Genomic DNA, 20,953 nt, shown 5'->3' on the forward strand with positions numbered 1-20,953 from the left:
GGCCTAGCCGTGGTTCCTGCGGTTCAGCCGGGTCTCGATCTCCTGGCGGGCGCTGTGCGTGGCCGTCAGTGAGATGGTGACGCTGCCGTCCTCATTGTCGCTCCGCGAGACGACATCGCCATTGCGATAGAGCCAGTCGACCTGGCCGAGCTCAGCGGGGCTCAACGTCACCGTCATCGTTTCCAACTCGCCCGACACTCTGGCCTCGATGAGCGCCTTGAGCGCATCGATCCCCTCGCCGGTCGCTGCCGATATCGCGATCGGCGGCGCCTTGCCACCGGCGCTCTCGGCAAGCAGGCGCTCGCGATTGCCTTCGTCGAGCAGGTCGATCTTGTTCCACACCTCGATCACGCGGCTGGTGTCCGCGGCATCGACGCCGAGATCGCCAAGGATGCGCTCGACATCCTCGGCCTGCGCTGCAGTGTCCGGATCAGAGATATCGCGCAGATGCAGCACGAGATCGGCCTCGACGACCTCTTCCAGCGTCGCCCGGAAGGCCGCGACCAGATGAGTCGGCAAGTCCGAGATGAAGCCGACCGTGTCCGACAGGATGATCGGCGTGCCGTGCGGCAGGCGCACGCGGCGCAGCGTCGGATCGAGCGTGGCGAACAGCATGTCCTCCGCCAGCACCCCTGCCCCGGTCAGCCGGTTGAACAGCGTCGACTTTCCGGCATTGGTGTAGCCGACGATCGCAACTACCGGAAATGGCACCTTCTTGCGTTTTGCGCGGTGCAGGTCGCGGGTGCGGCGAACCGTTTCCAGCTCATGTTTGAGCTTGGTGATCTTGTCCTGCAGGATCCGCCGGTCGGATTCGATCTGCGTTTCGCCGGGACCGCCCAGGAAACCCGCGCCGCCGCGCTGCCGTTCGAGGTGGGTCCAACTGCGCACCAGCCGACCCTTCTGATAGTTGAGATGCGCCAGCTCGACCTGCAGGGTGCCTTCCTTGGTCCTGGCGCGCTCGCCGAAGATCTCAAGGATAAGCCCGGTGCGGTCGAGCACCTTGGCGTTCAGTTCCTTCTCGAGATTGCGCTGCTGTACCGGCGTGAGCGGATGGTCGACGATGACCAATTCCGCCTTGCGTTCCTTCACGATGTCGGCGAATTCCGCCACCTTGCCGCTGCCGAGCAGCGTTGCCGGGCGGGGATCGGTGACCGTCACCACCGCGGTGTGGACCGGGTCCAGGTCGATGGCGCTGGCAAGCCCGACCGCCTCGTCGTGGCGGGCATCCGCCGAGCGGCTCAGGCGCGGGCGGCTCGAATCGTCATCGCCCCGCGGCTGGCGCGCAAGCACCGGCACAATGACAATGGCCCGGGTCGGATCCTTGGCTTCCGGCCCAAGTTGATGTCCTTGTTTCCCGCGAACTCTGCGGTCCGCGTCCTGCTCACGTGCCAATCAGGCGCCCTGGCCTTCCTCGCCATCAAACATCTGAACCGGCTGGCTCGGCATGATCGTGGAAATGGCGTGCTTGTAGACGAGCTGGGAATGCCCGTCGCGCCGCAACAACACACAGAAATTGTCGAACGAAGTGACCACGCCGGTCAGCTTCACACCGTTGATGAGAAAGATGGTAAGTGGATTTTTGCTCTTGCGAACTGAATTCAGGAACAGGTCCTGAAGGTTTTGCGATCGTTCCGCCATTGTTTTTGTCTTTCGCCGATCCCCTTCGGTCTGCAGGCCAATGCGCCAAATTACGCGGCGCCTGTCAAGCGCGCAAACCCCCTCTTGCCGCCTAAACGACAAGCAGAACGAGATAGTTGAGGTTCATTCCACCTTTGCGGTTATCAGGCTGGACTTTTTTCCGCAATGTCAAAAAATGCCTGCCGCAACGAAAGTGTCATGGAGCCGGGGTGGCCGTTTGCGATCGGCGCGCCGTCGATTTCGACTACCGGCATGGCGATCGTGGTCGCGGAACTGATGAAAGCCTCCCGCGCTGCCTTGGCTTCGGCGATCGAAAACCCACGCTCCTCGATCGTCAGACCGAGCTTTTCGGCGACGTCGAACAGTGTCGTGCGGGTGATGCCGCGCAGGATGCCGTGTTCGGCCGGCCGCGTCACCAGAACGCCGTCGCGGGTGACGATCCAGGCATTGGACGAGCCGCCCTCCTTGACCGTGCCGTCGGAGTCGACGAACCAGGCCTCCTGGGCGCCGGCTTCCTTTGCCTTCTGCTTGGCGAGCACATTGGCAAGCAGGCCGGTGCTCTTGATGTCGACGCGGTCCCAGCGATTCTCCGGGACGGTGATGACCTTGATGCCGGTCTCAACCCGCTTGGCGGCAGCAGAGGGGTCGGCCTTCCGGGCGGTTATAACCAAGGACGGACGGGTGCCGGCTGCCGGAAAGACGAATTCACGGCTGGCGACGCCGCGCGTGACCTGGAGATAGACGAGGCCGTTGACGACGTTGTTGCGGCGCACCACCTCGCGCAGCAGCATCGGCAGGACGCCTTCCGAGACGGGCCATGCGATCGACAATTCCTTGAGCGAGCGCTTAAGCCGGGCCAGATGGCGCGGCATGTCGACGATAAAGCCGCGCGCCACCTCGCAGACCTCATAGACGCCGTCAGCGAACTGATAGCCGCGATCCTCGATATGGACCCGGGCTTCGGCATGGGCGACGTAGCGCCCGTTCACATAGGCAATGCGCGGCATGGGCTACCTCAGGGAAATGTCCGGCTCTCTTAAGCGATTCCGCCGCTGCCGTAATGAACAATCGCGTGGGCCAGCCGGCTTTGGGCAATTCCGGACGGAATGGTACGGCGAAGCCGCCGACCCCAACCGGCGCTGCACACTTTTCCTGGATTGCCTTTACACGCCCAGCGACTTCAGCTTGCGGTGCAAGGCTGATCGCTCCATGCCGATGAACTCGGCCGTCTTCGAGATGTTGCCGCCGAAGCGGTTGATCTGTGCGATCAGATAGTCCTTCTCGAATTGCTCGCGCGCCTCGCGCAGCGGCAGCGCCATGATGTGCTGGTCCGACTGGTTGGGTGTGCGCGGCATGACGTCGCCGATCTCGGAGGGCAGAAGGTCAGCGGTGATCGGGGCGTCGACGTCTCCGCCTCGCGCCAGGATCATCAGCCGCTCGACATTGTTGCGCAGCTGGCGCACGTTCCCCGGCCAGTTGTGCGCCTGCAGCACGGCCAGCGCGTCGTCACCGATGCGGCGCGGCTTGATACCGGCCTGCCGCGCGATCTGCTTCATGAAATTGTCGACGAGATACGGAATATCCTCTCGCCGTTCGGCGAGACCCGGCACAGTGACGGGGACCACCGCCAAGCGATGATAGAGGTCCTCGCGGAAGCGGCCATCGGCAATCATGGCCTCCAGGTTTTGCGCTGTGGAGGAGATGATGCGGACGTCGACCTTGACCCGCTTTGTGCCCCCTACCCGCTCGAACTGCTGCTCGACCAGCACGCGCAGAATCTTGTTCTGCGTCTCGCGCGGCATGTCGGCGACCTCGTCGATGTAGAGGATGCCGCGATGCGCCTCCTCCAGCGCGCCGACCTTGCGTTCGGTGCCGTTCGATTCGGTGCCGAACAGCTCGATCTCCATGCGTTCCGGCGTGATGGTGGCGGCGCTCAGCGTCACGAACGGCCCGTTCTTGCGCGCCGACAGCGCGTGGATGGCGCGCGCCGTCAGTTCCTTGCCGGAACCCGACGGACCGATGATCATGATGCGGCTGTTGGTGGGCGCGACACGCTCGATGGTCTGCCGCAGTTGGCTCATCGCTGACGACATGCCGATCAGGTCGAAGGTCTCGCCGCTGCGCAGCTTGAGGTCGGAGACCTCGCGACGCAACTTCGAAGTTTCCAGGGCGCGCTCGGCGATCAGGATGAGACGGTCGGCCTTGAACGGCTTCTCGATGAAATCATAGGCGCCGCGCCGGATGGCCGACACCGCCGTTTCGATGTTGCCGTGGCCGGAGATCATCACCACCGGCATGTTCGGATGCATGGTCTTGATCTCGTCGAGCAGCGCCAGACCGTCGAGGCGCGAGCCCTGCAGCCAGATATCGAGGAAAATCAGCCGTGGCGCGCGATCGGCAATCGCCGCCAGCGCGCTGTCGGCATCGTGTGCCGTGCGGGTTTCGTGACCTTCGTCGCTCAGGATACCGGCGACCAGTTCGCGGATGTCTTCCTCGTCATCGACGATGAGAATGTCAGACGCCATTACCGACCTTTTCAGTTTCTCGTTCGTGTTCGTCGCGGCCTTCGCCGGGTGGCGGCGCGGGGACGACCGCCGCCGGCGGCAGGACGATCGAGATCATCGCGCCCCGGCCGCCGTGGAAATCGGGCGGCGCGTCGTGCAATTCGAGCCGGCCGCCATGGTCCTCCACGATCTTCTTGACGATAGCGAGGCCAAGGCCGGTGCCTTTTTCGCGCGTCGTCATGTAGGGCTCGAGCAGTCTCTGCCGATTCTCGCGCGGCAGCCCTTTGCCGTTGTCGATAACATCGATTCTTATGGCGCCATCTTGGCGCCCGGCTTGAATCCGGATTGTGCCGTCGGAACGATCTTGCGCATCAAGTCCGTCGATGGCCTCCGCGGCGTTTTTGATGACGTTGCCGAAGGCCTGCGCCATCAGGCGGCTGTCGAACGTTCCCTTGAGCGGCTCGTTGCCGAAATCACGCTGGAAAGCAATGTCGGAGCGGCTGACTTCCACCAGGAACGAAGCTTCGCGCAGCGACTCGCGCAGGTCTATCACCTTCATCTCCGGCTTCGGCATGCGGGCGAAGGCCGAGAATTCGTCGACCATGCGGCCGATGTCCTCGACCTGACGGATGATGGTGTCGGTGCACTGATCGAAGACTTCACGGTCCTCGGTGATGACCTTGCCGTAACGGCGCCTGATGCGCTCGGCCGAGAGCTGGATGGGCGTCAGTGGATTCTTGATCTCATGGGCAATGCGCCGCGCCACATCGGCCCAGGCCGAGGACCGCTGCGCCTGCACGAGATCGGTGATGTCGTCGATGGTGACGACATAGGATTTTTCCTCCGAGCCGTCGTCTCCGGCCTCGACGGTGACCTGGACATTGAAAGTCCGTTCCATGCCGGCGCGGAAGAAAGTCACCTGCTCGCGATAGACCGGCTTGCCGGATTGGCGCCCGATCTCGAAGACGCGACCGACATGCGGCAGGATGGCGGAGAGGTTCTGTCCGAGCGCGGCACTCGCCGAGATCGCCAGCATCGTTTCGGCCGAGCGATTGGCGATGGTAATGACGCCGTAGGGATCGACGCCGATGACCCCTGCGGTCACGCCGGCCAGCACCGCCTCCGAGAACCGCCGCCGCTCGTCGATCAGGTCTTTGGCCGACAGCAGCTCGTTGCGCTGCGATTTGAGCTCGAGGATCATGTTGTTGAAGGTCTCGCCGAGCGAAGCGACGTCGCCGTCCGATTGACGCACGGGGACGGCGACGTCGAGATTGCCCGTCGCCACCTCGTCGGCCGCGCCGATCAGCTGGCGGATCGGCCGGACAATTCGATCCGCCACGGCGATGCCGGTCCAGATCGCCGACAGGATGACGATCAGGGTCAGCGACAGATAGGGCAGCGCGAACGCGACTTGCGAAGTGCGACGGTTCTCTTCCAGTCCGCGATACTCGTCGGTGTTCGACCGAACGATCTGCCGCGCCTTGATAACGTCCGGGTCGACGAGCCGGATCGTGTAGAGATAAAGACCTTCGATCTCGCGCAACTTGACAATGGCGCCCATGATGTTGCGGGTGCGCGGCTCGATCAGCACCGGCTTGCCGTCGGCGGCCGTGTTGACCGCGCCAGGGGGCGGCTCCGGCATGGCGAAGTCGGCGTCGGTTTTGGCGCTCATGACGAAGGAGCCGTCAGGCTTGATCAGCGCCGCATGCGCCAGTCCGCGGCCGACGGCCTCCTTGTTCATGAGGTCGAGGAAGCCGGTGCGGTCGAGCCCGTAGAGCGTGCGCGAGGCATCGAGGTCGTAGGCCATCGACAGGGTCGTGCCCTGCAGGTTGCGGGCATTTTCCTGGACATAGGCATCGGCGATCGACAGCGACGAATTGACGATCGTTTTGGTGCGGATCTCGAACCAGCGGTCGAGGCCGATATCGAGCGTGATCGAGGCGATGATCGCGACCATGATCGCCGGGATCGCGGCGACCAGCGCGAACATGGCGACGATGCGCACATGCAGCCGCGATGCTGCACGGCCGTGCCTGCGGGCCATGACGATGCGGCGGATCTCGCGGCTGATCAGAGCGATCAGGAAGAGGACGAAGACGGCGTTGAGCGCGATCAACGCCCAGGTGGCGTTTGCATTCGGCGCGATCGGGGTCGCACCGACAAGGATTGCAAACGAGATCGCTGCGGTGATCATGGCGCCGACGATCGCGACCACGCCGGGCAACGCCAGCAGCCGGCGGCCGTCGCGAACGCCGGCCCGGCTGAAAAGCGGTTGGTTCAGTGTCGGAGCCTCAGCAGCCATATCGCCGTCTAGAGTCGGTCATTGCGTCGGATGTATGCAACGCATTGTGGCGATTATGCAACAAGTGTGGCCGGGACGGAAATCTTTCCCCGACTTAATCCCCAAAAGTGAAGGCAAAGTCAGGGCTGCCTGGCGGCCTTGTAGACGTTGACGCCAAGCTCGCGGATCTTCTTGCGCAGCGTGTTGCGGTTGAGGCCCAGAAGCTCGGCCGCCTTGATCTGGTTGCCGCGCGTCGCGGTCATCGAAGCCAGCACCAGCGGATATTCGACCTCGGCGAGGATGCGTTGGTAGAGCCCGGAGGGCGGCAGGTCGCCGGCGAAGGACGCGAAATAGCGCTGCAGGAAATGCTCGACCGCCTGGCCGATCGACAGGTCGTCGGGGATCAGCGCGCCGCCGTCCGGCACGACAGATCGCTCGCCGGTCTTCAGTTCGGCCTCGATGATCTCGGCCGAAATCTCATCCTGCGAATAGAGCGCGGCGAGCCTGCGCACCAGATTTTCCAGCTCGCGCACATTGCCGGGCCAGGGATAGCGCTTCATCAGCTCGATGCCACCGGCGGAAATGCGCTTGGTCTGCAGGCCTTCGCTGGCGCCCTGCTTGAAGAAATGCCGGACAAGGTCAGGCACGTCTTCAGAACGCTCTCGCAACGCCGGAAGTCGCAGCGGCACGACGTTCAGGCGGTAGAACAGGTCCTCGCGGAACAGGCCCTGGTTGATCAAGGTCCGCAAATCCTTGTTGGTGGCGGCGACGATGCGCACGTCGGTCTTGATCGGCGTGCGGCCGCCGACGGTCGTGTATTCGCCCTGCTGTAGCACGCGCAGCAGGCGCGTCTGCGCCTCCATCGGCATGTCGCCGATCTCGTCGAGGAACAGCGTGCCGCCTTCGGCCTGCTCGAAGCGGCCGGTGGAGCGGTTCTGCGCGCCGGTGAAGGCGCCCTTCTCATGGCCGAACAGTTCCGATTCGATCAGGTCGCGCGGGATCGCGGCCATGTTGATGGCCACGAAAGGCCCGCCGCGGCGGCGGCCGTATTCGTGCAGCGCGCGCGCTACCAGCTCCTTGCCGGTGCCGGATTCGCCGCTGATCATCACCGTCAGGTCGGTCTGCATCATGCGGGCCAGCATGCGGTAGATGTCCTGCATGGCGGCCGAGCGGCCGACCAGCGGCATCGTCTCCGGCTGATCGTCGGCGCGGGAATCCAGCTTCGGCCGCTTCGGCTCGGCAAGCGCGCGGTTGACGATGTTGAGCAGCTCGGTCAGATCGAAGGGCTTCGGCAGATACTCGTAGGCGCCGGTCTCGGAGGCGCGGATGGCAGTCATGAAAGTGTTCTGCGCGCTCATGACGATGACCGGCAGCTCGGGTCGCGTCTTCTTGATGCGCGGCAGCATGTCGAAGGCGTTCTCGTCCGGCATCACCACATCGGTGATGACGAGGTCGCCCTCGCCGGCAGCCACCCAGCGCCACAGCGTCGAGGCGTTCGAAGTCACGCGCACTTCATGGCCGACGCGCGACAGCGCCTGGTTGAGCACGGTTCGGATCGCCGCATCGTCGTCGGCGACGAGGATATTGCCGCGAACGGTCATTTGCGGTCTCCTTCAGCTTCGTCGCCGGCGTTGGGCAAAGTGTCCTTCCAGGCCGGCATCAAGACGCGGAAAGTGGTTCCACGCTGCGTCGAATCGCATTCGATGATGCCGCCGTGCTCGCCGACAATCTTGGCGACCAGTGCCAGCCCGAGGCCCGAGCCGTTCGGTTTGGTGGTGATGAACGGATCGAAGAGGATCGGCAGGATGTCCTCGGAAACACCGGGGCCGTTGTCGTGCACGCAGAATTCCAGCGGCAGCGAGACGCGGTCTTGCGTTCCCGGCACGGAAACGCGGATGCCGGGCCGGAAAGCCGTCGACAGCACGATCTCGCCCTGCGGGTCGGCGCCGATCGCCTCCGCGGCGTTCTTGACCAGGTTGAGGAACACCTGGATCAGCTGGTCACGGTTCGCATAGACTGGAGGAAGCGATGGATCATATTCCTCCAAGATCTTGATTTTTTTTGCAAAGCCGTTCTTGGCGATCGCTTTCACATGATCCAGAACGACATGGATGTTGACGGGAAAGCGCTCGATCGGCCGCTCGTCGGAAAACACTTCCATGCGGTCGACCAGCGACACGATGCGGTCGGTCTCGTCGGTTATCAACCGGGTGAGGGCACGGTCCTCGTCGGAGGCCGAGAGCTCGAGCAGTTGCGCCGCGCCGCGGATGCCGGAGAGCGGGTTCTTTATCTCATGCGCCAGCATGGCCGCCAGGCCGGTGACAGAACGGGCGGCACCCCGATGTGTCATCTGCCGGTCGATCTTGTCGGCCATCGACCGTTCCTGGAACATCACCACGACCGAGCCGGGAAACTCCGGCACCGGGGCGACGTAGAGGTCGACCATCTTCTCGATGCCGAGGCGCGGCGAAGAGACGTCGACGCGGTATTCGTTGACCGGCGCGCGGCGCTCGCGCACCTGGTCGACCAAGGTGAGCAGCGGACTGCCGAACGGGACCAGCTTGGACAACGTGTTGCGCGCCAGCATGGTCGCGCTGGAGCGGAAGAAATCCTCTGCATCCGCGTTGGCGAAGGTGATGAAGCCGTCGGCATCGACCATGATCACCGGGCGGCGAATGGTGTTCAGCACGATATTGGCGGCATCCGCGGTGTCGGCCGGCTGTGGGAGGTTCGTATTCATGCCGCGCTCCGCAATTCTGGCGATGCCGCGCTTTCGGTAAAGGCTTGGCGCAGCCCGGCGATCACTTCAGCCGGCTCGAAGGAAGTGAGGATGTGCTTGCGCCGTTCCGCCGAAGCACGAGTCGCGTGCCTGTCCAGATACCAGCCGAGATGCTTGCGCGCCTGGCGGAGCCCGCTTTCGACGCCGTAGAGCGAGAGCATGTCCTCGTAATGCGCAACCACGTAGTCAGCAAGCCTCTTGGGCGTTTCGGGAATATCGGTTGCAGACATGCCAGCGGCGGCTGCCGCGATGCTGCCGGCGGTCCACGGCGCGCCGTAATGGGCACGGCCGATCATCACCGCGTCGGCGCCTGATTGATATAGGATCGTCGCAGCCGCTTCCGGCGAGCCGACATCGCCATTGGCCACCACCGGGATCGAGACCGCTTCCTTGACGCGCGCAATGGCACGCCAATCGGCCTTACCCTGATAGAACTGGCAGCGCGTGCGGCCGTGGACGGTCACCATGCGCACGCCGGCCAGCTCGGCGCGGCGCGCCAATGTCGGCGCGTTGAGCGCGCTTTCGTCCCAGCCGAGCCGCATCTTGACCGTCACCGGCACCGAGACCGCACCGACCACCGCCTCGATCAGCGAGAGCGCGTGATCGAGATCGCGCATCAGCGCGGAGCCGGCATAGCCGCCCGTCACCTTCTTTGCCGGGCAGCCCATGTTGATGTCGATGATGTCGGCGCCCTCGCCCGCCGCGATTCGCGCGCCCTCGGCCATGTGCGCTGCCTCGCGGCCAGCAAGCTGCACCATATGGACGGGCAGCCCGGAATGGCGGATGCGCAGATCGCAGCCGGCCCTGCCCTTGGCCAGTTCGCCGCTCGCCACCATTTCCGACACGACCAGCCCGGCACCATGCGCATGCGCACGCCGACGGAACGGCTCGTCGGTGATGCCGGACATCGGCGCTAGGAACATGCGGTTGCGTATCCTTACGCCGCCGACGTCGAGCGGCGAAGCCAATGTGGTCAATTCAGGCATGCACAAAAACCAAGCATGTTCGATTGCTGCACATTGTGTAGCCAGATGCAAGCCATTGTGCAACGCGCAATGACGTCACATTAAGGCGCATTTTGGAAAATGCTGGCCTTCCCTGCGAGCCGCGACTAAGCCTCTCGCCATGACTGACACAAGTGAAAAACCGGACGGCAAGGTCGGCGTGGTCATTGTCGCCGCCGGCCGCGGCGCCCGTGCCGGACAGGCCGACGGGCCGAAGCAGTATCAGCGCATCGGCGGACGCGCCGTCATTGCGCATACGCTGGAAAGATTCCTGACCCATCCAGCCGTCGGGCCAGTGGTGGTGGCGATCCACGCCGACGACCGCGAGCTGTTCGAGCGCGCGGCGGGAGCTAATGCTACGCACACGCTCATCGTCATGGGCGGTCCGTCCCGCCAGGCTTCCGTCCGGCTGGGACTTTTGGCGCTGAGGGAGCAGGCGCCGGCAAAGGTGCTGGTGCATGATGCGGTGCGCCCGTTTGTCGATCATGGGCTCATCGACCGAACCATCGAGGCCATCGGCGAGCGCCAGGGCGCCCTGCCGGCGCTGCCCGTCGCCGACACGCTCAAGCGGGAATCGGCCGAGGGCATGATCGACGAGACGGTGTCGAGGGCCGGCCTGCACGCGGCGCAGACACCGCAAGGCTTCCCGTTCTGGCCGTTGCTGGCGGCGCACGAGAAGGCGCATCATCTCGGCAAAAGCGAGTTCACCGACGACGCGGCGATCGCCGAATGGGCGCATATTCCGGTCAAGATCGTCCAGGGCTCGCCGGACAACATCAAGCTCACCTGGGCAAGGGATATCGCGATGGCCGACCAGCGGCTCTCAAATGCGCTGCCGCGCTTTCCGGACATCCGCACCGGCAATGGCTACGATGTGCACGCGTTCGAAGCGGGCGACCATGTCACTCTGTGCGGGGTCACTATCCCCTATGACCGGAAACTCTCCGGCCATTCGGACGCCGATGTCGGGCTTCATGCGCTCACCGATGCGTTGCTCGCCACCTGCGGCGCCGGCGACATCGGCACGCATTTCCCGCCGTCGGACCCGCAATGGAAGGGCGTTGCCTCGACAATCTTCGTCGAGCATGCGGCGACGCTGGTGCGCGAGCGCGGCGGGCGCATCGCCAATGCCGATATCACGCTGATCTGCGAGGCGCCGCGGGTGGGGCCGCATCGCGAGGCGATGACGGCGACGCTGGCGGCGATGCTCGGCATTGCGCCGGAACGCGTTTCCATCAAAGCGACGACCAACGAGAAGCTCGGCTTTGTCGGGCGCGGCGAAGGCATTGCGGCGATCGCGACCGCCAGCGTCGTCTATCCGGGAGACGTGCCGGCATGAGCAACGCGGAATTAGCCAACGCCCTGCTCCAGGCTTGTCAGCAGCGCGGCATCATGCTGGCTACGGCCGAGAGCTGCACCGGCGGTCTGATCATTGCAGCACTGACCGACATTGCCGGCTCTTCCGCGGTGGTCGATCGCGGTTTCATCACCTACTCCAACGAAGCCAAGATGGAGATGCTCGGCGTCTCCGCGGCGACGCTTGAGGCGCATGGCGCGGTCTCTGGTGAGACGGTCAGGGAGATGGCGGCGGGCGCGCTGACGCATTCGCGCGCGAGCCTCTCCCTTGCCGTCACCGGAATTGCCGGCCCGAGCGGCGGCTCGTCGGAAAAGCCGGTGGGTCTCGTCTGGTTCGGGATAGCATTTGCCGGCCAGCCGGTCGTCGTCGAGCGCCAGCTGTTTGGTCATAAGGGGCGGGAATTTATCCGCCACGAGACGGTCCGGCACGCGCTGCAGCTTGGCCTGCGAGCGCTGGACTAGGCTATCCGCGGATCAGGCGTGCCTTGCGCCGCGCCGTAGATCACGTTCGCTCGCTTCTCGAATGCTTCGGAAAACATGCGGAAGGCGCGATCGAACATCGTGCCCATCAGCGCGCCGAGAATGCGGCTCTTGAATTCGTAGTCGATGAAGAAATGCACTTCGCAGCCGCCATCGGCAGGATCGAAGCGCCAGATGTTGCTGAGATATTTGAACGGGCCGTCGATGTATTTGACGTCGATGGCGTTCTCATCGGGCTTGAGCAGCACCTGGGTCGTAAAGGTCTCGCGGATCGCCTTGTAGCCGATGCTCATGTCGGCGACGAGGATGGTGCGGCGGTCGCGCTCCTTGCGCGAGCGCACCGTCAGCGCCTCGCAGAGCGGCAGGAATTGCGGATAGGTCTCGATATCCGCCACCAGCGCAAACATCTGTTCCGGCGTGTAGGCGACGCGGCGGGTGGCTTCGAATTTCGGCATGAAAGCGTCAGCTGGCTTTCTTGAGCTGCGCCTCGCGCGCCGCGCGCAGCCTGGCGAAATCCTCGCCGGCATGATGCGAGGAGCGCGTCAGCGGGCTCGAAGCGACCAGCAGGAAGCCCTTCGTCTTGCCGATCGTCTCAAAGGACTTGAACTCGTCCGGCGTGATGAAGCGGATCACCGGATGGTGCTTCTTCGAAGGCTGCAGGTATTGGCCGATGGTCATGAAGTCGACATTTGCCGAACGCAGGTCATCCATGAGCTGCAGCACTTCGTTCCGCTCCTCGCCTAGGCCAACCATGATGCCGGACTTGGTGAAGATCGACGGATCGAGTTCTTTCACGCGCTGCAGCAGCCGGATCGAGTGGAAGTAGCGGGCGCCGGGCCGCACCGTCAGGTAGTTCGACGGCACAGTTTCCAGATTGTGGTTGAAGACGTCGGGCTTGGCGGCAACGACGATCTCAAGCGCGCCGTCCTTGCGCAGGAAGTCGGGCGTCAGGATCTCGATCGTCGTTGAAGGCGCGGCGGCGCGGATGGCGTGGATGACGTCGGCGAAATGCTGCGCGCCGCCGTCGTCGAGGTCGTCGCGGTCGACCGATGTGATGACGACGTGGCTGAGGCCCATCTGCTTGACCGCATGGGCGACACGCGCCGGCTCGTCCGCGTCGAGGGCGGTCGGGATGCCGGTGGCGACATTGCAGAAGGCGCAGGCGCGCGTGCAGATCTCGCCCATGATCATGAAGGTGGCGTGCTTCTTGTCCCAGCATTCACCGATGTTCGGACATCCGGCCTCCTCGCACACCGTTACCAGCTTGTGCGACTTCACGATCTCGCGTGTCTCGGCGTAACCCTTCGAAACCGGCGCCTTGACGCGGATCCAGTCCGGCTTGCGCAGCACTTCCTGGTCCGGCCTGTGCGCCTTTTCGGGATGCCGCGGGCGCGGCGCATTGGCGATCGTGTCGAGAACAGTGACCATTTCGAACCCTTCGCGGCCGCCCGCGTCGCGGCCGCCTGTCTGCGTCATCTAGGACTTTTCGGAATAAAGAAAAAGGCCACGCCGGCGCATGCCGCCACGGCCATTTTCGCATAACGGACTTCGCTGGGGCTCAGCGCCGTACCAGCCGGCCGACAAAGATCAGCAGGCAGGCGCCGATGAAACCGGTGATGAGATAGGCGAACCAGCCGGCGCCGAAGGACTGGATGTTGAGAGCCTGTAAGATCGCATTCAGAACGATCGCGCCGACGATACCCAAAATGATGTTCATGAAGATGCCGGTGTTGCTCTTCATGACCATTTCGGCGAGCCATCCGGCCAAGCCTCCGATGATGATGGCTGCTATCCAGCCCACGCCATTCACGTCCATATGCCAATTCCTCCTTGATCAGGTGAAAATGCATCCGGATACGAACTGCTTTGCCCTCAGAATCCTCCGGCTGCCGCGTCTGAGTCTCGCGCGAGCAGTCTATCATGCGTTCAAAGCGCGGCCATAGGCGTCGAGCACGCTTTCCTTCATCATCTCCGACAGGGTCGGATGCGGGAAGATCGTGTGCATCAGCTCTTCCTCTGTGGTCTCCAGGTTCATCGCCACGACGAAACCCTGGATGAGCTCGGTCACCTCGGCGCCGATCATATGCGCGCCCAGCAGCTGCCCGGTCTTCTTGTCGAAGATGGTCTTGATGAAGCCCTGGTCCTCGCCGAGCGCGATGGCTTTGCCGTTGGCGCCGAACTGGAAGCGGCCGACGCGGATATCCTTGCCTTCGGCCTTGGCCTTGGCTTCGGTCAGGCCGACCGAGGCGACCTGCGGGTTGCAATAGGTGCAGCCGGGGATTTTCTGCTTGTCGGTGGCGTGAACGCCCGGGACATTGGCGATCTTTTCGATGCAGACCACGCCTTCATGCTCGGCCTTGTGGGCGAGCATGGGCGGACCGGCGACATCGCCGATGGCATAGATGCCCGGCACATTGGTCTTGCCGTAACCGTCGACGACGACGCAGCCGCGATCTGTTTTGACGCCCAGCGCCTCGAGGCCGAGGTTCTCGATGTTGCCCTGCACGCCGACGGCCGAGATCATGCGGTCGGCGGTGATCTTCTCGACCTTGCCGTCCTTCATCTCGACATGCGCGGTGATCGAATTGGCTGATTTCTCGACCTTGGTCACCTTGGCTTCCAGGATGATCTTCATGCCCTGTTTCTCGAACTGTTTCTGCGCGAATTTCGAGACCTCGGCATCCTCGACTGGCATCACCGCCGGCAGCAGCTCTACCACCGTCACCTCGGCGCCCATGGTGCGGTAGAAGGAAGCGAACTCTATGCCGATGGCGCCCGAGCCCATCACCAGCAGCGATTTCGGCATCTCCTGAGGCACCATCGCCTCGAAATAGGTCCAGATCAGCTTGCCGTCCGGCTCGATGCCGGGCAGCGCACGCGGCCTGGCGCCGGTCGCCAGGATAATGTGCTTGGCGGTATAGGTTCCCTCGCCCTTGACGCCTTTCGGCACCGGCGGCTGCGGCTCCATCGGCTTCTTGGCGGTCTTGGAGACGACGACCTCACCAGGCTTTGAGAGTTTCGCCTCACCCCAAATGACGTCGACCTTGTTCTTCTTCATCAGGAAGGCGACGCCGCCATTCAGCCTGAGCGAAACCTTGCGCGAGCGGTCGACGACGGCGGCGGTGTCGGGGCCGACCTTGCCGTCGAGCTTCAGGCCGTAATCCTTGAGATGGTCCGAATAATGCATGATCTCCGCCGAGCGCAGCAGCGCCTTGGTCGGGATGCAACCCCAGTTGAGGCAGATGCCGCCGAGATGCTCGCGCTCAACGATCGCCGTCTTGAAACCGAGCTGGGCGGAACGCACCGCGGTGACATAGCCGCCGGGGCCTGAGCCGATGATGATGACGTCGTAGTTCTCAGCCACGGGTTTCTCCCTGATTTTTCTCGGGGTTAGAATGAAAGCATCACACGCACGAGGGGCGCCAGCGCTTGGCCGATCCGCCGCGTGTTTTCCGCATCGAGATGGACACCGTCGAGCGGCGTGGTCGTCGCCACGGTGCCGGCGTCGAAGAAGCCGCAGCCGGCCTCGTCGGCAAGCGAGGAATATTGCGGCGCCAGCCGCTTCGAGGCGTCATCGCCGCCGGCGAACATTTCCTTGAATTCGGCATTCTCGGTGCGCGTCACCGCGGGCGGCGCGACAATGAGGATCTGCGGAGCCGGCCAGTCGAACGGATAGTCGTGACCGCGCACGATATCGATCAGGCGCTGCATACCCTGCTTTGCGGCTACGGGATTGCCGTGGATCCACGGCTTCATGTCGTTTGCGCCCAGCATGATGATGATCAGGTCGAACGGCGCGTGCGTCGTAAGGATCGTCGGCAGCGTTCTCGCGCCGTTGCGGTCGGCACCGGCGAGGTGATCGTCAAAGGCGGTGGTGCGGCCGTTCAGCCCTTCGGCGATGACATCGATGCCGTCGCCCAGCGCCGTCTTGAGAACGCTCGGCCAGCGGTCCTCCAGCGCATGGCGCCCGAGGTTGGCAGCGTCGTAGCCCCAGGTCAGCGAGTCGCCGTAACAGAGAATAGTCTTCATGCGCTTGCCCCACCCCTGCCGAACCCTGCCGACGAGCGCTTGAGTTGCCGGCGCACGAACAGCCATTGCACGATGATCGCCGCTGCGCCCGGCAGGATCAGCCCGGCAACGATCGAAAGGTCATTTGCGGTCGCCCGGCTCTCGGCCGGCACCGAAAACGTCCAGCCCACCAGCGCCAGCAGCCCGAGACAGAAAAGCGCAAGCAGCAGCCACAGCATCCCATCGAGCGCCCGCACCGGCTTGCCTCGGAATTGAACGAGGAAGAAGGCGACCGTGACCACAACGACGATCATCACCGTGGCCGCGAAGACCAGAATGCATTCCTCTGTCGCGCCGGTGATGACCGCCAGCTCTTGAACGACAAGTACGCCGGCCAGACCGGAAAGAATGAAGGCGAAAAGGCTGGTGAAGAAATTCCGCACCGCCTTTTTCCCTTCCTTACACCAGCATGCCCATCGGGTTTTCGATCATGCGCTTGAAGGCGCCGAGCAGCTCCGCACCGAGCGCGCCGTCGACGGCGCGGTGATCGGTCGACAGCGTCACCGACATTATGGTCGCGATCTTGATCTCGCCTTTCTTCACGATGGCGCGCTCCTCGCCGGCGCCGACCGCAAGGATCGTGGCGTGCGGCGGGTTGATAACGGCGGCAAAATCCTTGACGCCGAACATGCCGAGATTGGACACGGCCGTGGTGCCGCCCTGGTACTCTTCGGGCTTCAGTTTGCGGCCGCGTGCGCGGCTTGCCAGATCCTTCATCTCGTTGGAGATGACGGACAGCGTCTTTTCGTCGGCATGGCGGATGATCGGCGTGATCAGGCCGCCGGGTATCGACACGGCGACGCCGACATCGGCGTGCTTGTGCTTGACCATGGCGTTTTCGGTCCAGGAGGCGTTGGCGTCCGGCACCGCCATCAGCGCCATCGCCATCGCCTTGATCACCATGTCGTTGACCGAGAGCTTGTAGGCCGGGACCTCGCCCTTCTCGGTTTTCCGCATTGGGGCCGCGGCGTTGAGCTGCGTGCGCAGCGCGAGCAGCGCATCGAGCTCGCAGTCGAGCGTCAGATAGAAATGCGGAATGGTGCTCTTGGCCTCGACCAGCCGGCGCGCAATGGTCTTGCGCATATTGTCGTGCGGAACGAGTTCGTAAGAGCCTTCCGCGAACAGCTTCAGCACCTGATCGTCTGACATCGGCTTCGGCGCGGGGGCAGGAGCGCCTGCGGGCGCACCGGCAGGAGCCTTGGCGGCAGGCGCAGCCTTGGCGCCGCCGGAAGCGATCGCCGCCTCGACATCGGCCTTCACCACGCGGCCATGCGGACCGGAGCCACTAAGCCCCTTCACGTCGACACCGGCATCCTTGGCGATGCGGCGGGCAAGCGGGGAGGCGAACACGCGCTCGCCGCCGGCGTGGCCGTTGGCGACCGGTGCAGGCTCGGCCTTCGCCGGCGCGGCCGCCGGCTTCGGCGCTTCCTTGGGCGCCTCGGCCTTCGCAGGGTCCGCTTTCGGAGCCTCCGCCTTGGGCGCCGCACCGCCATCGCTCTTTGCGGCAGCACCGGCGTCCTCGCCTTCGCCTGCCAGAATGGCGATCACCGCATTGACCTTGACGCCTTCGGTGCCTGCCGGGACGACCAGCTTAGCGACTGTGCCCTCATCGACCGCTTCGACTTCCATCGTCGCCTTGTCGGTCTCGATCTCCGCGATCACGTCACCGGGCGCAACATGATCACCTTCCTTGACCAGCCACTTGGCGAGATTGCCCTCTTCCATCGTGGGCGAGAGAGCCGGCATGGTGATGTTGATTGGCATGTTGTCCTCCCGACCGGCTCAGCGATAGGTGACGGCTTTGACCGCCTCGACGACCTCGCCGACATTGGGCAACGCCAGCTTTTCGAGGTTCGCCGCGTAAGGCATCGGCACATCCTTGCCGGCGATCGTGATGACCGGCGCATCGAGGAAGTCGAAGACGCGCTGCGAGACTTGGCTGGCGATGTGGTCGCCGACCGAGCTCTGCGGGAAGCCTTCCTCCACCACGACCAGCCGGTTGGTCTTCTTGACCGAAGCGATGATCGTATCGAAGTCGAGCGGACGGACGGTTCTCAAATCGATGATTTCGGCATCAATGCCCATGCCGCGCAGTTCGGCCTCGGCCTTGACCGCATAGGTCATGCCGATGCCAAAGGAGACGATGGTGACGTCCTTGCCCTGCTTGTGGATGCGCGCCTTGCCGATCGGCAGCACGAAATCGTCGAGCTTCGGCACGTCGAAGGATTGGCCGTAGAGAATTTCGTTCTCGAGGAAGATGACCGGGTTCGGATCGCGGATCGCAGCCTTGAGCAGGCCCTTGGCGTCGGCTGCCGTGTAGGGCATCACCACTTTCAGGCCGGGGATATGGCTGTACCAGGCGGCGTAGCACTGCGAGTGCTGGGCGGCGACACGGGCCGCGGCGCCGTTCGGGCCGCGGAAGACGATCGGGGCGCCCATCTGGCCACCGGACATATAGAGCGTCTTGGCGGCCGAGTTGATGATCTGGTCGATCGCCTGCATGGCGAAGTTGAAGGTCATGAACTCGACGATCGGCTTCAGGCCCGCCATCGCCGCGCCCACGCCGACGCCGGCAAAGCCATGCTCGGTGATCGGGGTATCGACAACGCGGCGCGGACCGAACTCCTGCAGCAGGCCTTGCGTGATCTTGTAGGCGCCTTGGTATTCGGCAACTTCCTCGCCCATGACGAAGACATCGCCGTCGCGGCGCATTTCCTCGGCCATCGCGTCACGCAGCGCCTCGCGCACCGTGGTCGAGACCATTTCGGTGCCGGCAGGGATGTCCGGATCGGCCGCGACTTCCGCCTTCGGCGCGGCGGCGACTGGCGCAGCCGCTTCGCTTTTGGCCGCGGCGGGCGCCGGTGCCGGCGCGGCCGCTTCAGCCTTGGGCTCTTCTTCGCCGATGCCTTCGCCGGCCTTGTCGACGTCTTCGCCATCGACCGCAAGCACGGCGATCAGCGCGTTGACCTTGACGCCTTCGGTGCCGGCCGGAACCACGATCTTGGCGAGCGTGCCTTCATCGACGGCTTCGACCTCCATCGTCGCCTTGTCGGTCTCGATCTCGGCAATGACGTCGCCGGCGACGACCTTGTCGCCTTCGTTCTTCAACCACTTGGAAAGATTGCCCTCTTCCATCGTCGGCGAGAGAGCGGGCATGAGAATTTCGATCGGCATGTCCTTGCCCTCCTTAGAGTACGATGTCGGTCCAGAGCTCGGACGGATCCGGCTCGGCGTCGTGCTGGGCAAATTCGGCGGCGTCGGCGACGATGTCGCGGACCTCCTTGTCGATGGCCTTGAGATCGTCTTCGCTCGCCCACCTCTTATCGATCAGGCGCGCCTTGACCTGTTCGATCGGGTCGTGCTCCGAGCGCATCTTCTGCACTTCTTCCTTGGAGCGATACTTCGCCGGGTCGGACATCGAATGCCCGCGATAGCGATAGGTCTGCATCTCGAGGATCAGCGGGCCGTTGCCGGCGCGGCACCATTCGGCGGCGACGTCGCCGGCTGCCTTGACCGCGCGAACGTCCATGCCGTCGACCTGCATGCCGGGAATCTTGAAGGAAGCGCCGCGGTTGGAGAAGTCGGTCTCGGCGGATGAGCGCGACACCGATGTGCCCATGGCGTAGCGATTGTTCTCGATGATGTAGATTACCGGCAGCTTCCACAGCGAGGCCATGTTGAAGCTTTCATAGACCTGGCCCTGGTTGGCGGCGCCGTCGCCGAAATAGGTCAGCGAGACATTCTTGTTGTCGCGGTAGCGGTTGGCGAAGGCCAGGCCTGTGCCCAGCGACACCTGCGCGCCGACGATGCCGTGGCCGCCATAGAAATGCTTCTCCTTGGAGAACATGTGCATGGAGCCGCCCTTGCCTTTCGACAGGCCGCCACGGCGCCCGGTGAGCTCGGCCATGACGCCGCGCGGCGACAGATCCATCGCCAGCATGTGGCCATGGTCGCGATAGGCGGTGATCATCTGGTCGCCCTCGATCAGCGCCATCTTCATGCCGGTAACGACGGCCTCCTGGCCGATATAGAGGTGGCAGAAGCCGCCGATAAAGCCCATGCCGTAAAGCTGGCCCGCCTTCTCCTCGAAGCGGCGAATGAGCAGCATGTGCCGGTAGGCGGAGAGCTCTTCTTCTTTGGTGAAGTCGGCTGGCTTGGGGGTGGAAAGGGCCGACGATTTGCCGTCGGATCTGGATTTGGACTTGGCAGGCGCTTTTCTGGCGGCGGTGGCCATACATCACTCCCTGTTGGCGTCTCTTCGCGGACATTCAAGGGAGAGCGACCCGTCTCCCCACCGATTTGAGCGAGGCTAACACGCAAGAATGCAATGCGCCATGCTGAAAAATGCATGGCTGACATGCATCCTAAGCGATTGGAATCATTGCAAATAAGTTTTATTAACCGAAATTCGGTTATTTTGCCGAAGCCGGCAGCATGATGGTGATTTCGTCCGGATGGGACAGATTGAGCGCCTTTCGGGCCTGCTCGTCAAGCATGTCCTTTTCCAGCGTGCCTTCATGCATGAGCTGGACACGACGTTCGAAGTCGATCCGGCGCGCCTTGACCGCGTCGAGCTGAGTCTGGAGTTCGGCCGCCTGGGCCTGCAGCCGATATTTGGAGTAGATGCCGAACTCACCGTGATAGGCATGGAAGCCGAAATAGGCGAGAAACAGCACGCAGAGCGACGGAACGATCAGCTTGCCGGTGTTTCTCTGCTTGTGCTGACGTGTCCACATGACCCGACCCCTTTCGGCCGCGAGCGCAAGCGGCTGTTCGAGTCTTTTTTCGCCCGATTGTGCTTAATGGACGGTTACGGTTGGCTGGACTGAGACTTGCCGAAACA

At 63.7% G+C, this 20,953-nt stretch carries 20 protein-coding genes; 2 read left to right on the forward strand and 18 right to left on the reverse strand.

Features of this window, described 5'->3' with window-relative positions; genetic code table 11:
* Window positions 1-3: 3 nt before the first annotated feature.
* The 8 genes from hflX to dusB all read right to left on the reverse strand — a co-directional run bounded on the left by hflX (window position 4) and on the right by dusB (window position 10,188).
* Window positions 4-1,392: a GTPase HflX gene (gene hflX / locus P9228_RS17180; protein ID WP_278054494.1), complete on the reverse strand. Its 1,389-nt coding sequence runs from the start codon at window positions 1,390-1,392 to the stop codon at window positions 4-6.
* A complete protein-coding gene (gene hfq / locus P9228_RS17185; RefSeq protein ID WP_066989720.1) occupies window positions 1,393-1,638 on the reverse strand; it encodes an RNA chaperone Hfq in 246 nt (81 codons plus the stop codon). It abuts the gene before it with no gap.
* A gap of 143 nt (window positions 1,639-1,781) precedes the next feature.
* Window positions 1,782-2,645 (reverse strand): D-amino-acid transaminase, encoded by an 864-nt coding sequence (locus P9228_RS17190; protein ID WP_067321352.1) that lies wholly within the window; start codon window positions 2,643-2,645, stop codon window positions 1,782-1,784.
* A 156-nt stretch (window positions 2,646-2,801) separates the two neighbouring features.
* Window positions 2,802-4,163: a sigma-54 dependent transcriptional regulator gene (locus tag P9228_RS17195; RefSeq protein ID WP_066989715.1), complete on the reverse strand. Its 1,362-nt coding sequence runs from the start codon at window positions 4,161-4,163 to the stop codon at window positions 2,802-2,804.
* On the reverse strand, window positions 4,153-6,444 hold the full coding sequence (locus tag P9228_RS17200; protein WP_095825427.1) for a PAS domain-containing sensor histidine kinase: 2,292 nt from the start codon (window positions 6,442-6,444) through the stop codon (window positions 4,153-4,155). The genes P9228_RS17195 and P9228_RS17200 overlap by 11 nt, the downstream gene beginning before the upstream one ends.
* Window positions 6,445-6,563: 119 nt before the next feature.
* Entirely contained in the window at window positions 6,564-8,024 is a 1,461-nt protein-coding gene (ntrC, locus tag P9228_RS17205) for a nitrogen regulation protein NR(I) (RefSeq protein ID WP_278054496.1), read from the reverse strand.
* The gene (locus P9228_RS17210) at window positions 8,021-9,163 is read right to left on the reverse strand and encodes a nitrogen regulation protein NR(II) (protein WP_066989706.1); all 1,143 of its coding nucleotides are present in this window, start codon (window positions 9,161-9,163) and stop codon (window positions 8,021-8,023) included. The genes ntrC and P9228_RS17210 overlap by 4 nt, the downstream gene beginning before the upstream one ends.
* Window positions 9,160-10,188 carry a tRNA dihydrouridine synthase DusB gene (gene dusB / locus P9228_RS17215; RefSeq protein WP_278054497.1) on the reverse strand — a complete coding sequence of 343 codons (1,029 nt, stop codon included), beginning with the start codon at window positions 10,186-10,188 and terminating at the stop codon, window positions 9,160-9,162. The genes P9228_RS17210 and dusB overlap by 4 nt, the downstream gene beginning before the upstream one ends.
* Window positions 10,189-10,327: 139 nt before the next feature.
* Between dusB and P9228_RS17220 the strand changes: the two genes are divergently transcribed.
* Window positions 10,328-11,545: a bifunctional 2-C-methyl-D-erythritol 4-phosphate cytidylyltransferase/2-C-methyl-D-erythritol 2,4-cyclodiphosphate synthase gene (locus tag P9228_RS17220; RefSeq protein WP_278054499.1), complete on the forward strand. Its 1,218-nt coding sequence runs from the start codon at window positions 10,328-10,330 to the stop codon at window positions 11,543-11,545.
* On the forward strand, window positions 11,542-12,024 hold the full coding sequence (locus P9228_RS17225; RefSeq protein WP_278054501.1) for a CinA family protein: 483 nt from the start codon (window positions 11,542-11,544) through the stop codon (window positions 12,022-12,024). Before P9228_RS17220 ends, P9228_RS17225 begins: the two co-directional genes overlap by 4 nt.
* Here the strand turns inward: P9228_RS17225 and P9228_RS17230 are convergent.
* From P9228_RS17230 to P9228_RS17275, 10 genes are all read right to left on the reverse strand, one after another.
* Window positions 12,021-12,497, reverse strand: a complete 477-nt coding sequence (locus P9228_RS17230; RefSeq protein ID WP_278054503.1) for a type II toxin-antitoxin system RatA family toxin — start codon at window positions 12,495-12,497, stop codon at window positions 12,021-12,023. The genes P9228_RS17225 and P9228_RS17230 overlap by 4 nt on opposite strands.
* 7 nt (window positions 12,498-12,504) lie before the next feature.
* Entirely contained in the window at window positions 12,505-13,470 is a 966-nt protein-coding gene (lipA, locus tag P9228_RS17235; RefSeq protein ID WP_066989925.1) for a lipoyl synthase, read from the reverse strand.
* A 130-nt stretch (window positions 13,471-13,600) separates the two neighbouring features.
* Complete coding sequence (locus tag P9228_RS17240; protein WP_067321367.1) at window positions 13,601-13,858, reverse strand: GlsB/YeaQ/YmgE family stress response membrane protein; 258 nt, start codon at window positions 13,856-13,858, stop codon at window positions 13,601-13,603.
* Window positions 13,859-13,960: 102 nt separating this feature from the next.
* A complete protein-coding gene (gene lpdA, locus P9228_RS17245; protein ID WP_278054504.1) occupies window positions 13,961-15,406 on the reverse strand; it encodes a dihydrolipoyl dehydrogenase in 1,446 nt (481 codons plus the stop codon).
* Between the two features lie 26 nt (window positions 15,407-15,432).
* Window positions 15,433-16,071 carry an SGNH/GDSL hydrolase family protein gene (locus P9228_RS17250; RefSeq protein WP_278054505.1) on the reverse strand — a complete coding sequence of 213 codons (639 nt, stop codon included), beginning with the start codon at window positions 16,069-16,071 and terminating at the stop codon, window positions 15,433-15,435.
* Window positions 16,068-16,493, reverse strand: a complete 426-nt coding sequence (locus tag P9228_RS17255) for a hypothetical protein (RefSeq protein ID WP_278054507.1) — start codon at window positions 16,491-16,493, stop codon at window positions 16,068-16,070. The genes P9228_RS17250 and P9228_RS17255 overlap by 4 nt, the downstream gene beginning before the upstream one ends.
* A 16-nt stretch (window positions 16,494-16,509) precedes the next feature.
* Window positions 16,510-17,874 carry a pyruvate dehydrogenase complex dihydrolipoamide acetyltransferase gene (locus P9228_RS17260; protein ID WP_278054508.1) on the reverse strand — a complete coding sequence of 455 codons (1,365 nt, stop codon included), beginning with the start codon at window positions 17,872-17,874 and terminating at the stop codon, window positions 16,510-16,512.
* Between the two features lie 18 nt (window positions 17,875-17,892).
* Window positions 17,893-19,284 (reverse strand): pyruvate dehydrogenase complex E1 component subunit beta, encoded by a 1,392-nt coding sequence (locus P9228_RS17265; protein WP_127248193.1) that lies wholly within the window; start codon window positions 19,282-19,284, stop codon window positions 17,893-17,895.
* 13 nt (window positions 19,285-19,297) lie between these two features.
* Entirely contained in the window at window positions 19,298-20,344 is a 1,047-nt protein-coding gene (gene pdhA, locus P9228_RS17270; protein ID WP_067321386.1) for a pyruvate dehydrogenase (acetyl-transferring) E1 component subunit alpha, read from the reverse strand.
* Window positions 20,345-20,522: 178 nt separating this feature from the next.
* Window positions 20,523-20,846, reverse strand: coding sequence for a septum formation initiator family protein (locus tag P9228_RS17275; RefSeq protein ID WP_066989670.1), 324 nt, complete (start codon window positions 20,844-20,846; stop codon window positions 20,523-20,525).
* Window positions 20,847-20,953: the final 107 nt, after the last annotated feature.

The organism is Mesorhizobium sp. WSM4898, from assembly GCF_029625845.1.
Taxonomy (GTDB): Bacteria; Pseudomonadota; Alphaproteobacteria; order Rhizobiales; family Rhizobiaceae; genus Mesorhizobium.

What these genes read in the sequence shown, in the direction of transcription:
- P9228_RS17225 (WP_278054501.1), top strand. Translation starts at nt 11,542, where the DNA reads ATGAGCAACGCGGAATTAGCCAACGCCCTGCTCCAGGCTTGTCAGCAG.
- P9228_RS17200 (WP_095825427.1), bottom strand. Translation starts at nt 6,444, where the DNA reads ATGGCTGCTGAGGCTCCGACACTGAACCAACCGCTTTTCAGCCGGGCC.
- P9228_RS17260 (WP_278054508.1), bottom strand. Translation starts at nt 17,874, where the DNA reads ATGCCAATCAACATCACCATGCCGGCTCTCTCGCCCACGATGGAAGAG.
- P9228_RS17240 (WP_067321367.1), bottom strand. Translation starts at nt 13,858, where the DNA reads ATGGACGTGAATGGCGTGGGCTGGATAGCAGCCATCATCATCGGAGGC.
- lipA (WP_066989925.1), bottom strand. Translation starts at nt 13,470, where the DNA reads ATGGTCACTGTTCTCGACACGATCGCCAATGCGCCGCGCCCGCGGCAT.
- dusB (WP_278054497.1), bottom strand. Translation starts at nt 10,188, where the DNA reads ATGCCTGAATTGACCACATTGGCTTCGCCGCTCGACGTCGGCGGCGTA.
- pdhA (WP_067321386.1), bottom strand. Translation starts at nt 20,344, where the DNA reads ATGGCCACCGCCGCCAGAAAAGCGCCTGCCAAGTCCAAATCCAGATCC.
- P9228_RS17230 (WP_278054503.1), bottom strand. Translation starts at nt 12,497, where the DNA reads ATGCCGAAATTCGAAGCCACCCGCCGCGTCGCCTACACGCCGGAACAG.
- P9228_RS17190 (WP_067321352.1), bottom strand. Translation starts at nt 2,645, where the DNA reads ATGCCGCGCATTGCCTATGTGAACGGGCGCTACGTCGCCCATGCCGAA.
- P9228_RS17220 (WP_278054499.1), top strand. Translation starts at nt 10,328, where the DNA reads ATGACTGACACAAGTGAAAAACCGGACGGCAAGGTCGGCGTGGTCATT.
- P9228_RS17210 (WP_066989706.1), bottom strand. Translation starts at nt 9,163, where the DNA reads ATGAATACGAACCTCCCACAGCCGGCCGACACCGCGGATGCCGCCAAT.
- ntrC (WP_278054496.1), bottom strand. Translation starts at nt 8,024, where the DNA reads ATGACCGTTCGCGGCAATATCCTCGTCGCCGACGACGATGCGGCGATC.
- P9228_RS17195 (WP_066989715.1), bottom strand. Translation starts at nt 4,163, where the DNA reads ATGGCGTCTGACATTCTCATCGTCGATGACGAGGAAGACATCCGCGAA.
- P9228_RS17265 (WP_127248193.1), bottom strand. Translation starts at nt 19,284, where the DNA reads ATGCCGATCGAAATTCTCATGCCCGCTCTCTCGCCGACGATGGAAGAG.
- P9228_RS17250 (WP_278054505.1), bottom strand. Translation starts at nt 16,071, where the DNA reads ATGAAGACTATTCTCTGTTACGGCGACTCGCTGACCTGGGGCTACGAC.
- P9228_RS17275 (WP_066989670.1), bottom strand. Translation starts at nt 20,846, where the DNA reads ATGTGGACACGTCAGCACAAGCAGAGAAACACCGGCAAGCTGATCGTT.
- hfq (WP_066989720.1), bottom strand. Translation starts at nt 1,638, where the DNA reads ATGGCGGAACGATCGCAAAACCTTCAGGACCTGTTCCTGAATTCAGTT.